The sequence below is a fragment of the Owenweeksia hongkongensis DSM 17368 genome, from assembly GCF_000236705.1.
Lineage (GTDB): Bacteria > Bacteroidota > Bacteroidia > Flavobacteriales > Schleiferiaceae > Owenweeksia > Owenweeksia hongkongensis.
Window position 1 is genome coordinate 1,020,578 of the sequence record NC_016599.1, and the last position, 17,353, is coordinate 1,037,930.

Below are 17,353 nucleotides of genomic sequence, written 5' to 3' on the forward strand. Positions count from 1 at the left end.
AAATGAAAAACTTAATAGCTACAGTACTCCTAATGGGTTGTACAAGTATGTTCGGGCAATCAGTACTCTTTCACGAAAATTTTGACTCACCCTCTGGCCCTGATAGCGTGAGCGCCTCTATTGTTATTGCAGGTAATAATCCAACTCTTTGGAATGATACTAACTTCGTGTTTTCGTCTGTCGGTAACTCCTATCACCTTAAAGGCTCGCAAAATAATTCTGCTGTGAGCTTCGAAACTCCAGCTTTTTCCACTATTGGCCAAAAGCATGTTTATCTAAATTTTAATCAAATAGCAAAAATTTGGATAACCAATAGAGTGGAAATTGAAGTATCAACCGACAATGGTACTACATGGTCAACATTGTCGGGTGCAAATGGCTATTATGGTCAATCTTTAAATTTCAGCAGTCTAGGTTTTTTTAACTCCGTTTCTTATCCTACCATTTGGGGTTCTTCTTTGAGTCATTTTTCGGGGCCGACTTCTATTCCGAATAATCAATGGTGGCAGCATGAGATTTTTGATATTTCCAGCTTCACCCTGCATCCTGTTACTGGTCAAGGATATTCCCAGGTCAAAGTAAGATTTAAAGGTACTTTCCAGTCTTATATTCCTAATATGCCCTTTACTTATGCAAGCGGCTGGTATGTTGATGACATTGAAGTTATAGGAACTCAATGCGAGATATTTAAACCTACTATAAAAGTGGCTACTTCAGGCACCGTTATTCCACAGTGTAACAACAAAATTATGCATGGTGGATTTGTAAATCCTACCTTAATTAGTCAACAAAAAGTATGGGAGGTAAATGATAATATTGCCATTGCCTCTGTAAAGTTGGAGCAAATAAAAAATGGCGTTGTTCAACCTAATATCCCCCTTTCAAAAATAGGATCCACACAATACTACAGCTATACTTTTGCTAACTACACACCTTCAGACACTGTACAGTGGCGTATTGAAGCACTTGACACTTGTGGCAACGCGGCTTATTTTCCTGACACAGGATTTTACAAGTTTTACTTTATTCCTCATAATACCAAGTGTATAACAGGCAACTGTAATTCAGAACATGCGTACATTAAAAAATTCCCATGGAGTCAAAACTTTGAAAGCTCTGCGTGGGAAGTAGGTTTTGGATCTTCAGGCTTGAATGTGCGTGGAAGCATTCCTGAAAGTCAAGGTTACGAGGCTATTCCAGCTGATAGTATTTCTTACTATGGATGGTCAGTGAGACGTTACGCCACACCCAGCACCAATACCGGTCCAAGTGAAGATCATACCACTGGCTACGGCAAGTACTTGTATTCTGAATTTCAAGGTCAATCCGGAGGAAATAACACAATATTCATACTACCATGTATTGATTTAAGTAATAATACACAGAACTTAAATCTGTCTTATTACTACCACATGTTTGGTGCTGATATATCTAGGCTTAATGTCCATATAGATTCCACAAGTAGTACTTCTGCCAACTGGCACCTTGCAAAATCTATTCAAAACGAGCAACAACTCTCTTCTACCGACCCTTGGCAAAAAGCTATAATTAACTTAGGTGTTTATACTGGTAAGATCATTAAAATTCGATTTGTAGCAATTTCAAATGCTTCTACTTTTCAACGCGCAAATATAGCCATTGATGATTTGAAGATTTCAGAAAACCCAGCTGTTGATATTGAGGTAAACTCTATTGTAACCCCTACCAATTTAGCATGTCTGGGAACTACAAACATACCGGTAGAGGTTCAGATTACAAATTTAAGCTCTGATAGTCTTTATAAAATACCCTTGGCTTACCAGCTTGATAACAATGCGGTAGAATACGATACACTTTTCTTAACAGATGCTGCAACTGGAGTCTCCCATAATTTCACTTTTTCACAACTACTCACTTACACCACAAGCGCAAGTCATACTTTAAAAGTATGGAGTACGGTAGCCTTAGATACTACCAAGTCAAATGATACTGTACAGCTGTCTTTGCTTGATAACAACTTTGAAGCTATTACCTCATTTCCTCACGTTTTAAATTTTGAAAATAGCACCTATGCAGGAAGCGGAATTGGTTCATTAAATTCTTCAAACTGGATACTAAACCCAGATGGCAATTCCACTGAAAAATGGAGAATAGGAAAAGCTCCTTTTACCAATAATAACATTGGCCCGATGAATGTGGCTGGAAAAAACCAACAGTGCTTAGTTTATCAAAGTCAGTATAGTTCTCATTCAAATTATGCCACTATTCAATCACAATGTATTGATCTTAATAATCTTACGAATCCAGTCTTAAACTTTCTTTATCATAAAAATAACGCTTATGACTTTAGTATTCTTGTAAAAGAAGTTGGCACTTCATCATGGGTTGATATTACACCTACCCTTAGTGATGTTTTGCCAAAAGAGCATATGCATGGTGCTGTAGTTCCCCTTGGGGCTTATGTGGGCAAAATGATTCAAATAAGTATTAGAGCAAGAAACACTCTTAACGCACCGAGTAACTTTATTGCCATTGACAACGTAGTAATTCGTGAACAACCCTCTATTGATCTGGAGCTTAGTAAACTTTCGTTTCAAACCACCCAAGCTGGTGTAAATACTATCCCTTCTATATCTATATTTTATAATGACTGGAATCATCAAGTTTCTCAATCCTATAGCAAGAGACTTAATGTAGCTCTATATGATAAGTGCGATCCCTCCGCTCCCATAATTTATGGCTGGAGTGATGTCGATACAAATCCATTACCTACCGCCTCAGTCAACGGACAATTTACTTACAACAATTTAGTATTTCAAAGCCCTGTGCCTGCCGGAAACTATAGAGCGCGATTTTGGATTGGTGCGGTGGGAGATCAAGGGCCTTTTAACGATACCTTGTATGTGGATTTTTCTTGTTCAGAACTAAGAAGCTTACCTATTCACGAAGATTTTGAGTCATGTGATGACTACCTAAACTCATACGGAAAGATGCGCCAATGGGAAATTGGTAGCCCCACAAAAACTCAAATAGACTCCGCATATGGAGGTGATTACTGCATGGTAACAAATGCTGATACCAATAGTCTCCTCGTTGGCAGCTACAATATTTTTGAGTTAGAGCCCTTCACAGGCCTGGATTCCTTCTATGGGGTGGAGCTCAGCTTTTGGCAAAATTTTGATTTTGGATCAACAAATAGTGGATATGGAGTGGTTCAGCTCTTTGATGGTCAGAATTGGATCAATCTTACCAACTTGCATCAAGGAGGAACTAATTGGAACAATTTTATCTCCTCCACTACAGACCCTACACTGAACTACGGTTTTGTAGGTAGCTCCCATGGATGGACTCACTCAAGTGTACCCCTTCCACACACAAACAATGGAGGCCCCTATATTCTTCGTTTTCTTACTACAGCAAATAATGTAGAAGGCTGGGCTATAGATGATCTTGAAATAAGTATTGCCCCTCAACACTCGAGTAGACCAAATAGTGCAAAATTCAATTCAGGTTTACCAAAATCAGGTTACAATAGTCTTTTTGTAAATATTACGAATAGTGGTGCTCATCCATTGACTACTTTTAACGTGCATGCGGAAAGTAATGGTATCAACTTAATTACAGAAAGTGTTACCCTACCAACTCCACTACAGGCTGGGAAATCCACCAATGTTGCGCTCACGCAGGCTTTACTTTTAGACACTACCCTGCAGGATTTACTTATTTACACATCTCTTCCAAACAACAATACAGACGCTAAACCCTTGGATGATTCTTTGTATATCAAACTATACTTTATGACTAGCGTAAATAACTTACCATCTTGTATAGATTTAGAGACATCACCTTACTTTGTCCCTATTGATATTGCTTCCAATACTATTGATACCAGTTGGATTAATGGATCTCCCGGCAAGAGTGTTATTACCACAGCAAAGAGCGGTCAAAACACCTGGTTCACTGGCACAAACCACTATGCAAAGCTTTTGGACAGTTACCTGTATTCGCCCATTTACTCTATAAAAGGTGGATTGTGCTATCGACTTAGTTTTTGGCACCAGTATGAAACCGAATATAGCTTTGATGGAGGATTAGTTGAATTCACCCTAGATTCAGGATCTACCTGGCAAACACTAGGCTCCTATTGGAGCACTGATTCCCTTTGGTATAATACACCAGCTATTCAATCTTTAGATGCATTTAAGCCTGGCTGGAGTGGATCATCTAATGGCTGGGTAAAGGCAGAAAAAAGCCTTCAAGTATTTTGGGATGGAAAAGTCCAATTCCGTTTCAGATTTGCATCCAATGCTAGTATGAGTGGAGAAGGCTGGGCTATTGATGATATTTGTATGGAGCTTATTAACTCAGGTTGTCAAACTATTGGACAGATAGAACCTGTAACCATTAGAAAGGATATCTCTGTATACCCATCTCCTGCCAGTAATCATATTATGGTAAAACTGCCGTATGAATCAAGCAAAAAAAGCTGGACATGTATTATCTATAACCTCCAAGGGCAAGCAATTTTAACTAAGCAATTCTCCCAAAATGACAGTGAAGTTTATAAGATAAATGTGGCACATCTACCCACGGGGTTATACAACATCAAATTATCAAACAATCAGGGAATTGAACAAATTGAAAGATTTGTAAAAAAATAACTAAAACGAGTTTCAATTTAATTAACCTCTCAAAATTACAGTATGAAAAAATTACTACTTACAATTTTTATCCTTTCTCTTTTCGCAACTCAGGCCTCTGCCTCACACGCAGCCGGTGGATCTATTTGGTACGAATACATCGGTGACTCAACAGGGATACCCTTCCACTATAAGGTTAATTTGGAAATTTTGAGAAGAAATGAATCAGGATCGGCAAGCTTAGGTGCAACCCTTCAATTAAATTTAAACTCATCCTGTTATAGTAGTCAGACTATAAGTGTACAAAGAGTTGCGCCCCCTTCCCATCTGGATGCAGGTGATGGTGGGTTTCTTCCTGAGCCAAAAAGCAATTGCTCTAATGCGGATATTACTGATCCAAATTGGATTAATATTTCAATTCATCGATATCAAGCTTATGTTTTACTCCCTGGCAAATGTTCTGATTTTGTGTTTTCCTACTCACTATGTTGCTTAAACAATAACATAACCAACCTTCAAAACCCTGCATCTAATAACATATATTTAGACTCCCGCTTAAATAATACGATAGGGCCAAACACATCTCCCAAATTTGAAATTTCACCGGTTTTGTCTTATTGCCTAAACCAACCTGCTTCTAGTTATCATTCGGCCGTAGAACCTGATGGAGATTCGCTATTCTATACATTAGCGCACCCGTGGACTGCAGCCAATACCCCGATAGCTTTTGACAGTGCTTACAGTCGTACTCAACCTATATCTACTTTAAATGGTGTTTATTTTGATAGCATATATGGTGTAATGAGCTTTATACCAAATACTATCGAGAATGATGTAGTAAAAATAAAAGTTCATGAGTATAGAATGGACACTGCATTTCAGGCTCGAATTTTCGTAGGGGTAACTAGTCGTCAGGTTCAATATCAAATAGTTTCTACGTGTGACACGGCTAAATTCAGTTGGTCGTTCTCCAAGGATTCTATAGTAATTGACGCCTCAATTGACCCCAACTGTTATGATTCTATCGTAAAGTTTAAAACCGGTTTTGCATTTTTAAAGTCAAGCTTAGCGGCAGATGGAAGTGACTTTACGCTAATGGATGTGGATGCAGGTAATGTGCTCATTCCTGTAGTCAGTGCTACTACCAATGATAAGAGCTCTTCACTATTTGCAGATGAAGTTTGGTTGCAGCTCAATCAGCCTATTTACCATGATGGTAAATTTACGATAACGTCAAAGGTAGGGAGTGACACCAACACCATTCTCAATATTTGCGGTACCGCCATTCCGGCTAATGATTCCGTATCATTTAATGTTAGCAATTGTCAATCTAATTTTACCATAAATGAGCACAAGGCTAGCTCCATAAAGCTATACCCCTCGCCTGCTAGCGACTATATAATGATAGAGCTACCTTTGGGTGAAACTTTGAATCACTGGAATTATACCATCTTTAATATACATGGCCAACAAGTCCTGAATAATCGCTTTGAAAAAAATAAAAGTAGAGGTCAGAAGGTAAATATCAATTCTCTGGACGCTGGGCTCTACACCATTAAGCTAAGTAGCTCTTCTGGTGAAGTAAGAGTAAGTAAATTTTTGAAAAAATAATTTCAATTGAACCACTAACTCCAAATAGCGCAGGATGTATGATATACACACTGCGCTATTTGATTTTTAAAATCACACAACTCATTAACTATACAAATGCATTATGAAAAAGTATTTACACGTCCTCCTTTTCTCTGTCATTTCCCTCACCTCTATGCAGGCTAGTCACTTAGCCGGTGGCGATATTTGGTATGAATACATTGGTACAGCAAGCAACCCGCATAGATATAAAGTAAATCTCGCTTTATATAGGGATGAAACAGGCGTGCCTATGTGTCCATCATTTCCATGTGTCAAGATCGTGTGTATTACTTCTAGTTGTTTTCCCGAAATGTCGATTTCACTGTCTTTTGATCCAATTACTTTAGCACCTAATAGTGATACCCTGGTTGGGTCCAGAGTTGGCAGCATCATTACGCCAAGTCAATTGAGCTGTCTCAGTCCTGCTGGCGTTTTCTTTTTTCACAAAACTGAACTTTATTACTATAGTGCCGAAGTAGATCTGCCAGGCATTTGCTCAGACTTTAACTTTTCATTTTCTGAAGTGGCACGAAATCAGTGCGACAATTTGCAAGGGGCATTAGACTTTTATATTGAAGCTGGTTTGGATAATAGTCTTGGAAATAATAGTAGTCCTACTTTTTTGTCACCTGCTGTAAAGACATTTTGTGCAGGTAAAGAATTTACATGGCACCAATTGGCTAGTGAGCCAGATGGTGATAGCTTATATTACTCACTAGACATTCCTTTAGCTGGAAACTGTGGAGGTGCTTACTCTCCCATAGCTTACACTCCCGGATATCATCAATCTCAGCCTATTACCACCGCTCCTGGGGCATTTGCTTTTGACTATAAAACTGGTACAATAACTTTTACGGGGTCTCAGCAAGAAGTAATCACGTTTAAGATAACTGTAGAAGAGTTTCGATTGAACTCTGCAACCAATAGCTTTTATAAAATAGGACAAACATCCAGAGATGTACAGCTGCCAATATTAGCATCTTCATATTGCACAGCATCTCTCTATCATGTACTTTATTCGTCAAATGCTTCTATAGATAGTATTCCCTATTCTACATGCCAGGACAGCTCAATCATTGTAAAATTTTACAATCCTATTTTAACCTCAACGGTAGCTGCAGATGGTAGTGATTTTGGATTGACAAACAGCTTAGGACAATTGATTCCAATCAAAGGAGCATCACCTGTATTAAGAGGTAAAAACAATCTTGAGTGCCGGGAGGTTGAGGTCTTTCTGCACCAGCCACTATCTTATAATGACACCCTCATGCTCACCGTGAGAAAGGGTTCTGATTTAAACACTCTAGAGACATCATGTGGTTTTGAAATAAATGAAGGAGATAGTTTATTTCTAAAAGTGGACGGCTGCCAAGGATGGGTTTCTACAGCAGAAACCAAAATGATAGGATTTTCAGTATATCCAAATCCAGCAAATGATTTCCTAAAAATTGAATGTCCGAATCCCGCGATGGCAATAAATATTAATGTGCTGGACCTAAGCGGAAAAATTCTAATTAACCTTTCCTCTTCAGATGTTCCTGACCACTTAGATATAAGTCCGCTTCCTCAAGGTTTTTATGCGCTTCAGTTGCAAACTGACGAAGGTATCGAGGTAATCAAATTTGAAAAACGCTAAGCTATAATATCCATCACATGAAAAAGACTTTCATAACCGTACTTGCGTTGCTATTTGGTGCACTGAACGCACAAACCCTGCTGTTTCATGAAAATTTTGATCAGCCCTCAGGACCAGATAGCGTTACCGTCTCAACCCTATCTGGGAGTCCTACTACTACATGGAATGATACCAATTCTCTTTATACCTCATCAGGCCATTCTTTCCATATTAAAGGTTCTGCCAACAATTCAGAAGTTGTTTTTCAAACACAGCCTTTCTCTACGGTAGGGCAAAATCACGTTTACCTTCAGTTTGACCACATTGTTAAACTTTTCTTTGCTAATAATGGAAGCATAGAAGTGTCCGTTGACAACGGAGCTAATTGGAATAATGTGATTTATGGAAATTCATACCTAGGAAGCTCAATAAATATTCCTCCTTATAATAGCTTTTCGAGTGTTTCCTATCTTGATTGGAATGCTTTGGATTTTACTGGCCCCAATTCAATCCCTAATAATCAATGGTGGAAAGAGGAACTATTTGACCTAACCAATTTGGTAGTTTCTCCTACTGGCTTTTCACAGGTTATTATAAGATTTAGAGCTGATTTTTCCATAGGTGTACCTCCACAAAATACATTTCTTAGTGGCTGGTACGTAGATGACATACGGGTATTGGGTTCAAGCTGCGAGATGATACCCCCAAGCATTGATTCTATTAGCAGTGTTACGAATTTTTGTGATTTTCAAAGCTTGGAGGGTCTACAACATAATGCAACCACATTTTCGCATTCGCACCAGGTTTCTGCACAGGATAATAATCAAATCGATTCATTAAGATTGGTTGAAATTATAAATGATACACTTATCAGATACACTAATATGCCCTTAGCTTCTTATCCATCGAATAGATATTTAGCAACATTTAGCGGCTATAATAACTTTGATACTATAAAGTGGAAAATGGAAGCTTTTGACATCTGTGGAAACAGCTCTTACTTCCCGGACACGGGTTATTATAAGTTTTACTTTGAGCAATCATTTCCAAAATGCGCTACAGGGTTTTGCAATGCTGGTCATAACTTCATCAATTCCTTTCCTTGGACTCAGGATTTTGAAGACAGTCTTTGGATTGAAGGAACAGGCACATCTGGATCATCGGTCAGAGGTAACTTCCCTGAGGAACTCTCCTATTCAGTTGCCCCCATCGAAAATCAACTGTCGGGTTGGTCAATAAGAAGAAATAGTACTCCCGCCACTTTAAGCGGCCCCAATGGGGATCATACAACCGGTGGTGGAAAATATATTTATTCCGAATATCAGAATAAAACTAATCAGGCAAACACAATTTTCACTCTTCCCTGCATTGATCTTACTGATTCTGTAGCTAGATATTTCTCATTTTATTATCACATGTATGGTGCTGACATAAATAGGCTAGCCTTACTTGTCGACTCCTCTGCATCTCCAACCGAAGTTTGGCACCAGCCACTAATAATTTGGGGCGAACAACAAATCTCATCTTCAGCTCCTTGGAAAAAAGCATTTATAGACCTTTCGCCTTATAAGGGTAAAATAATCAGACTTCGATTTGCATCCATCATCAATCCCAATACGCATCATTATGGAAACATTGCCATTGACGATTTAGAAATACAAGATGCTTACCAGTATGATTTAAGTGTAGCTCAATTAAATTCACCAAATACAGATGACCTAGCTTGCTTTGGAACAAGTAATATTCCGGTAACTATAAATTTGGCAAACCTTGGTGTAGGATCCTTATCAAGTGTAGCACTTGCTTATCAGCTCGATAATGGCCCGGTAGTGTTTGATACCATTGATGCCAGTACTTTATCACTAGGTGAAGATTCAATTTTTACCTTTTCAACACCACTTAGCCTTTCGCCAAGTTCAAGCCACACCCTTAAGGTATGGTCAGATCTTTTGGGAGACCAAAGAACTTCCAATGATACCGTACAATTAGACATCCCTGTGTTGCAGCTTTCCGCCATCAATACTTTCCCCTATATTCTCCACTTTGACAACAGTATTGCCGTAACAGGCCAGCCTGCCAACTTAAATTCTCCGCATTGGACTATTTCTAGTAATGACTCTGCCTTCTTTTGGGAAATAAATTCTGGATATTTTACCGATGATATTTTTGCGCCAAGCAATGGTTTTGGTGTCGAGGGAAACTGTTTGGTATTTAGATCAAGAGTAGGAAGACCTGGGCAGCTTAAGTCTAGTTTAGAATCTCAATGTATTGACCTTAGCAGCTTGAGCAATCCTATTCTAAATTTAGATTATTTCACCTCCTATGGCCAGAGCTTAAGCATTTATGCTAGTGAGTACGGTCAGAGCTCCTGGACCTTAATTAGTCCCTATATTCAAAATACACCTTTACAAAGCAACTTGCTCGGTCTCAAAGTTTCACTAGCAGCATACGCGGGAAAAGTGATTCAATTAAAAATTGAGGTAAATAACCCTCCGCAAAATTATATGGCGGTATTGGACAACATTACCATACGGGAACAACCTACGAAGGATCTAGCTCTTACCATGGTTGATTTAGTACAGGTAGATGAAGGCACAAACACATACCCTTCAATAGCTATAAACTTTAGCAACTGGAATGACACCAGCTCTACTACCAATTTTCCAAAGGTGCTACATGTGGCGCTCATCAATAAATGTGATCCCACTCTTCCTGTTATTTATGGACAAAGTGACACGAGTTACAATTTTAATAGTGGACAAAACACTGGTGCAATAGTCAATAGTTTATCCTTTCAAAGCACGGTGCCAGCTGGAGATTACCGTGCAAAGTTTTGGCTGGAAACACCTGGTGACCTAAGCCCCGAAAATGACACAATTTATCAAGACTTGGTTTCACTCGGCTCAATAAGTCTTCCATATTTTAATGATTTTGAAAACTGCTATAATGAAGTATCTCCATACGGTAGAATGAAGCAGTGGGAAGTAGCCACTCCTCAAAAAAACAAGTTGGATTCGGCATTAAAAGGAACAAGTTGCATAGTAACCAACGCAGACACTAACGCTCTCAATCATAATGCATATAATAGCTATTTCGAACTGCCTACATTTTCCGGCCTAGATACATTGTATAATGTACGTCTTGAGTTTTGGCAATATTTTGATTTTAGTGTTGACAATTCCAACTTTGGGGCGGTAGAAATTTATGATGGTCAGAATTGGGCTCAGCTTACCAACGCAGGTTTATATGGTGTTAATTGGAAATCTTATATCTCAAGCACCTCCAACAGTAATTACCCAAAAGGGTTTACCGGAAACTCTAATGGGTGGATTCGATCTTCTTACCCCTTGGATGAGTTTAATACTCCTGGGCCTAAAAAGCTTCGTTTTGTAACATCAGCAAGCAAAGTATTTGGTTGGGCAATAGATAGCATCGCTATATATGTTCCTAGTCAAAATTCAGGTTCCCCTCTTAATCTTGAGTTTACCAACTTAATACCTAAGCAAGGGGCTAATGATGGAAGTGTTCAAATTTCTAATACTGCAGAGGCGCCTCTAAGTCAGGTTGAGGTTAGTATAGCCACCAGTTCTAGTTCAGTTGTTACAGAAAATTTTAGCCTAAACCCACCCTTAAAAAAAGGGCAGTCGCGCTGGCTTGTTTTGAGTAATGCCATACAGCTTGATACAAGTATCACTGAATTGATAATTTATACATCAAACCCGAATAATAGAAAGGATGACATCAACAATGATGACACCCTTATCATTCCTATTTCTGTTATATCTAATTTTAATGATACACTGCCTCTATGTTTTGATTTTGAAAGTAGCCAGTATTTTGCTCCACTGAATGCCTCCACCGGAATTATAAATACTAGCTGGGAAAAGGGTGTACCGTCTAAAACTATTTTTAATAGCCCCCATCAAGGAAGTAATGCGTGGTTTACCTCAGGAAATGAATACCAGCCACTTTTAAACACCTACCTCTATACTCCCGTATTTGAGGTAACGGGACAGCAGTGCTACACACTTAGCTTTTGGCACCAATACGATACAGAATTAAATTATGATGGTTGCCAGGTAGAGCTAAGTCTGGACTCAGGTATTACATGGCAAACTTTAGGTAAATATTGGAGTACAGATACCGCTTGGTACAATACCCAAGCAATTCAGTCTCTTGATGGGGTAAAGCCAGGGTGGAGTGGCTCTTCTAATGGATGGAAAAAGGCACAAAACGATTTTAAAGTTTTCTGGGATACTTCCATGCAGTTTAGATTCAGGTTTGCATCCAATGCGAGCAACCACGGTGAGGGTTGGATCATCGATGACCTATGCTTAGAATTAAGTACAGGGAGTTGTGAAACAGTAGGGCAAGAAGAATTGCAAAGTATGAGCGGTACTTTATCACTATACCCTTCACCTACCTACCATTCACTTACGGTAGAGCTACCACTAAGCCAAACATTATCCAATTATACCTATCAGATTTACAACCTCCAGGGTCAGATAGTTTTGGATGGTGAATTTGAAAACAATAGGAAAGGTGGACAGTCTATCATTGTTGAAACCTTGGCAAAGGGTTTATATACTATCAGAATAACAAGTGAGGCAAAAACTACTTATTCAGCCAAGTTTATGAAGAATTAGGCTGGATATTGACTTTATCAAAAAAGGAGAACCAATGTGGTTCTCCTTTTTTGGTTTGGTGTAAACCTATTGAAGGACGGGACATTGAAACAAAAAAAAAGCCCTGAATTTCTTCAGGGCTTTTAATTTCAAAAGAAAAAATCAAATCATTTATATGGCACGCACGTTTACTGCGTTCATTCCTCTCTTTCCTTCTTGTTCGTCAAATGATACAGCATCACCTTCTCTCACTTCGTGAGAAAGACCTGATACATGTACGAAGATTTCTTGTTGGGTGTCATCGTTTACAATAAATCCATATCCTTTAGAATCATTGAAAAACTTCACTTTACCATTAGGCATAACTAAAATAATTGAAAATTAATAAGTTCCAAAGATAATTGAACTCAGCAAATTAGAGGTAGATTCTGAAAAATAAAATTATTGCTTGATTTCTACCCCTTTCCAAAAAGCAACATAGCCCTCTATACCCTTCGCTAAGTCCTTGGTTTTAGGATAATACCACGCTGCATTTTCATTCACATTTCCATTTACTTCTATATCGTAATATGATGCTTCTCCCTTCCATGGACAAAAAGTATGTAACTCGCTGAGCTTGAAAAACTTCTTATCTATACTATTAGGAGGAAAATAATGATTGTTTTCAATTACTATGGTTTCATCACTTTCCGCAAGTACCTCTCCGTTCCAAATTGCTTTCATGATTCTAGTTTTGTTCTTTATTTATGACTTAAGCCACCTCCATTAAGATATGCTCCATTTCTTTGTAGGAAATAGGTTTTACTCTAAATTTACTGATTTCCGAATAATCGAGTGCCCGTTCTCTATCGCGGTAATCAATACTGGATGTAACCAAAAAAAGATCAAGTTCCTTTTTTATTAGCGGTTTAATAGTTAAAAACTCCTCAAGGAAATCCCAACCGTTCATTCTTGGCATCTTAATATCCAACAGTATTATATCTGGGATTTCAGTCTGGTTATCCAGATTATCTTTAATGTAATTAATTGCAGCTAAACCATCATCAAAGCAACTTAGCCTATCAAAGTTTTGCTTTAATTCAAGTGTCTTCTTAATAGTAAATTGATAAATTTTATCGTCATCAATTATACAGAGGTGCTTCTTCGAGTTCATTTTGCTTAAAATTTAAGGTTACGGTGGTACCTATTCCTTCTTGACTTTTCAGGCTTATCGCACCCCCGATTGATAGCAGCCTGTTTTTTACCTGAAATAATCCAATACCACGTGAGTCTGGACGATTATGAAAGGTTTGAAACAAGCCGAATAAATGCTGCTCATTTTCAACCACATCAAAACCTAATCCGTTGTCTTTAACCTCTATTATTCTATCTCCATTTTTGCGAGAGCAAGTTATTACAATTTTTGGTGTTTCATCTTCTTTACGGTACTTCAGGCTGTTTGAAACCACCTGTTTCAAAATCATCTCAAACGCTCCCTTTGGTACCTTCCAATCTGAATGATCTTGAATATCAATAACAACCCTGGCCTGAGTTTGAGATATTTCCTCTTCAAAATTCTCTAATATTGAGCAAATCAAGGGTTGTAGCGATGATGCAGAATGTGACCTGCGCTTAAGTTTGGGATTTATAATTACTCCCATTTCATCAATTATATCCAGTGTTTTAGCATTTGATTTTTTCAGGGCATCCATAAATTCTTCCAACTCTTCTTTATCAGCTACGCCTCCATCAAAAATTGAAAGCAAATAGGCAATATTTGAAACAGGACCTCTTAAATCATGCGAGATTATTGCCGCTATGTTATCCAATTCACCATCCGTCTTAGCTGATTCTTTTTCAGCTTTGGTGGGTTCTTGCTTCTTAAAAAACTCCATCAAAACACCTCCTTCATCATTAGCTTGTTTAAGTTCTACCTCATGAAACAATAACTCTTCTCTATTGTATAAATATGAATTAAAACTGGCCGCACCATTTACTAAAAACTCTTTCCAGGCAGTGTCTAAGGCTTTTAAGTCTTTATTCCAAAATGAAAGGTTACGAATAGAAACAGGCCTTGAAGTGTCTATTTCCTCCTGACAGAGTTGATTTTTAAAAGTGCTATTGACAGCTACAACGTTTCCTGATTTATCAAGTAAGCATAGAGCTAAATGCTTACTTTCAAACAGTACTTTTTGAAGTGTATTGTTTGTGTTCAAAGCGATATGTATGTTAGTTTGTTAGTTAAGATGATGTTCTCATCGCCACTAAAAATAGTTAAATTCTAAAATATCCGCTTTAAAATCAGGTCATTATTTAGCAATCTTTCTCTAGCATCTGGCCGTGTATTTCAATATTCGCCCTTCAAGTAAGCCCCAAAATAGCTGATCTCTATTTCCATTGACTCACCTCCTATTATTGGCTACATTTGCACTCCATTAAAAATGATCTTAATATGAGTGATACCCGCACCCAATCTGATAAGCAATTGACGTTTGAAGAGTTTAAAGAAGGAGTAATCAATGACTACAAATTAGCCATTGAAAGCCGCGAAGCAAGTCTTATCGGACGTAGAGAGGTATTGACTGGTAAAGCCAAGTTTGGAATTTTTGGTGATGGAAAAGAAGTTGCTCAAATTGCCTGGAGTAAGGTTTTTAAGAATGGTGATTTCCGCGCTGGATACTACCGCGATCAAACCTTTATGATGGCAATCGGCCAGCTTACCACACAGCAATTTTTTGCCAGCTTATACGCAGATACCAATCACGAGAACGAGCCAGCTTCTGCCGGAAGGCAAATGAACGGGCACTTTACCACTCAGTCTTTGGATGAAAATGGTAACTGGAAAGACCTTACTGCTCAAAAAAATTCATCGGCTGATATATCTCCTACCGCAGGGCAAATGCCACGCCTACTAGGTTTGGCAGAAGCTTCAAAGGTGTATCGTGAAAATAAAGATCTTAAGGACTTCACCAACTTCTCTAAAAATGGTAATGAGATAGCTTGGGGAACTATCGGTAACGCTTCTACTTCTGAAGGTTTGTTTTTTGAAACTTTCAATGCTGCCGGTGTACTACAAGTACCGATGGTTATCTCTGTGTGGGATGATGATTATGGTATTTCGGTACACGCCAAGTACCAAACTACTAAAGAGAATATCTCTGAAATATTAAAAGGCTTCCAAAAGGATGAAGACACCAATGGTTTTGAAATCCTGAATGTAAAAGGATGGGATTACCCAAGTTTAGTGGAAACCTATGAGAAAGCAGAAAAAATAGCTCGCGAGCAGCACGTTCCTGTATTGATTCATGTTAATGAAATCACTCAGCCGCAAGGCCACTCTACATCTGGTTCGCATGAGCGCTACAAAAATGAGCAGCGCCTTAAGTGGGAACAAGAATTTGACTGTATCAAAAAGATGCGCGAGTGGATGATAATGAGCGCGGTGGCTACAGAAGAAGAATTGGTAGACATTGAAAAAGCTGCTAAAAAAGTAGCTCGTGAAGCTAAAACTGCAGCTTGGAGCAACTTTATCAATCCTATTAAAGAAGAAGTAAACACCGTAGTGGGTATGATTGAAGCTGCTGCCGCAAAATCTTCGAATAGTGAGGAAATTTCGGCAATGGCTGCTACTCTAAAAAGCACTATGGATCCTTTGCGAAAAGATGCTATTTCTGCAGCACGCAGAGCGGTATGGGCACTTCGCAATGACGGTGATGCCAGCGCAGAGTTAAAAAATTGGCTAGAAGCCGAAAACGTAAAAAACAAAGATCGTTACAACGATTACCTATATAGTCAATCCGATTTAAGTCCTCTTCGCATTGAAGAGGTTGCTCCAATTTATAGCGATGATTCGAAAGAAGTTGACGCTCGAATTATCCTTAAAGAAAACTTTGACCGACTACTTACTGAAAAACCAGAAGTGTTAATCTTTGGGGAAGACAGCGGTAAAATTGGCGATGTAAACCAAGGTTTGGAAGGACTTCAGGAGAAGCATGGCGAAGGCCGTGTGTTTGACACTGGTATTCGTGAAGCTACTATTATGGGTCAAGGTATAGGAATGGCGATGCGTGGTTTGCGCCCAATCGCTGAAATCCAATATTTAGATTACTTGCTATATGCACTTCAAATAATGAGTGATGATTTGGCAACTGTACACTACAGAACCAAAGGTCGTCAAAAAGCTCCGGTTGTAATTCGTACTCGTGGCCACCGTTTAGAAGGTGTATGGCACAGCGGTTCTCCAATGGGATCTATTATTAATACCGTTCGCGGAGTTCATGTTTTAGTACCAAGAAACATGACTAAAGCAGCTGGATTTTATAATACCATGCTGGAAAGTGATGACCCTGCACTTATCGTGGAATGTCTAAATGGTTACCGTTTGAAAGAGCGTACTCCTGATAACCTTAGCGAAATAAGGACCCCACTTGGTGTAGTTGAAACTATCCGCGAAGGAAGTGACCTTACCCTTGTAACTTATGGCAGTAGCTGCCGAATTGCAATGGATGCTGCTAATCTTCTAGAAGAAATGGGTATCGACATGCAGGTGATTGATGTACAGTCTCTACTTCCTTTTGATAGAAACCATGACATTGTAAAAAGCCTGGCAAACACCAATCGCTTGGTAGTGATGGATGAAGATGTGCCTGGTGGTGCAAGCGCATTCATTATGCAGCAAGTGCTAGAAGAGCAAGGTGGTTACAAGCATTTGGATAGCAAGCCGCTTAGCATTACTGCAAAAGCTCACCGCCCTGCTTATGGTACCGATGGAGATTATTTCTCTAAGCCATCAGCTGACGATATTGTAGAGCAAGTATATGCCATGATGCACGAAGCTGACCCTACTCGCTTTCCAGCAATTTAATTTTTTGGACTTAAAATAT

Annotated in this window: 9 protein-coding genes; 5 read left to right on the forward strand and 4 right to left on the reverse strand. The window is 38.8% G+C overall.

Annotated features, from left to right (window positions below; genetic code table 11):
• Positions 1-2 precede the first annotated feature (2 nt).
• The 4 genes from OWEHO_RS04675 (at position 3) to OWEHO_RS04690 (ending at position 12,512) form a co-directional block, all read left to right on the forward strand.
• On the forward strand, positions 3-4,640 hold the full coding sequence (locus OWEHO_RS04675) for a T9SS type A sorting domain-containing protein (protein ID WP_014201318.1): 4,638 nt from the start codon (positions 3-5) through the stop codon (positions 4,638-4,640).
• 42 nt (positions 4,641-4,682) lie between these two features.
• On the forward strand, positions 4,683-6,230 hold the full coding sequence (locus OWEHO_RS04680) for a T9SS type A sorting domain-containing protein (protein WP_014201319.1): 1,548 nt from the start codon (positions 4,683-4,685) through the stop codon (positions 6,228-6,230).
• Between the two features lie 103 nt (positions 6,231-6,333).
• The gene (locus tag OWEHO_RS04685; protein ID WP_014201320.1) at positions 6,334-7,887 is read left to right on the forward strand and encodes a T9SS type A sorting domain-containing protein; all 1,554 of its coding nucleotides are present in this window, start codon (positions 6,334-6,336) and stop codon (positions 7,885-7,887) included.
• A gap of 17 nt (positions 7,888-7,904) precedes the next feature.
• Positions 7,905-12,512: a T9SS type A sorting domain-containing protein gene (locus OWEHO_RS04690; RefSeq protein WP_014201321.1), complete on the forward strand. Its 4,608-nt coding sequence runs from the start codon at positions 7,905-7,907 to the stop codon at positions 12,510-12,512.
• 150 nt (positions 12,513-12,662) lie between these two features.
• Here OWEHO_RS04690 and OWEHO_RS04695 read toward each other — a convergent pair whose 3' ends face one another.
• From OWEHO_RS04695 to OWEHO_RS04710, 4 genes are all read right to left on the reverse strand, one after another.
• Positions 12,663-12,854: a cold-shock protein gene (locus OWEHO_RS04695; protein WP_014201322.1), complete on the reverse strand. Its 192-nt coding sequence runs from the start codon at positions 12,852-12,854 to the stop codon at positions 12,663-12,665.
• A gap of 78 nt (positions 12,855-12,932) precedes the next feature.
• Positions 12,933-13,214, reverse strand: coding sequence for a DUF427 domain-containing protein (locus OWEHO_RS04700; RefSeq protein ID WP_014201323.1), 282 nt, complete (start codon positions 13,212-13,214; stop codon positions 12,933-12,935).
• Positions 13,215-13,242: 28 nt separating this feature from the next.
• A complete protein-coding gene (locus OWEHO_RS04705) occupies positions 13,243-13,644 on the reverse strand; it encodes a response regulator (RefSeq protein WP_014201324.1) in 402 nt (133 codons plus the stop codon).
• On the reverse strand, positions 13,613-14,686 hold the full coding sequence (locus tag OWEHO_RS04710) for a sensor histidine kinase (protein WP_014201325.1): 1,074 nt from the start codon (positions 14,684-14,686) through the stop codon (positions 13,613-13,615). The genes OWEHO_RS04705 and OWEHO_RS04710 overlap by 32 nt, the downstream gene beginning before the upstream one ends.
• A 236-nt stretch (positions 14,687-14,922) precedes the next feature.
• Between OWEHO_RS04710 and OWEHO_RS04715 the strand changes: the two genes are divergently transcribed.
• Complete coding sequence (locus OWEHO_RS04715) at positions 14,923-17,334, forward strand: alpha-ketoacid dehydrogenase subunit alpha/beta (RefSeq protein ID WP_014201326.1); 2,412 nt, start codon at positions 14,923-14,925, stop codon at positions 17,332-17,334.
• Positions 17,335-17,353: the final 19 nt, after the last annotated feature.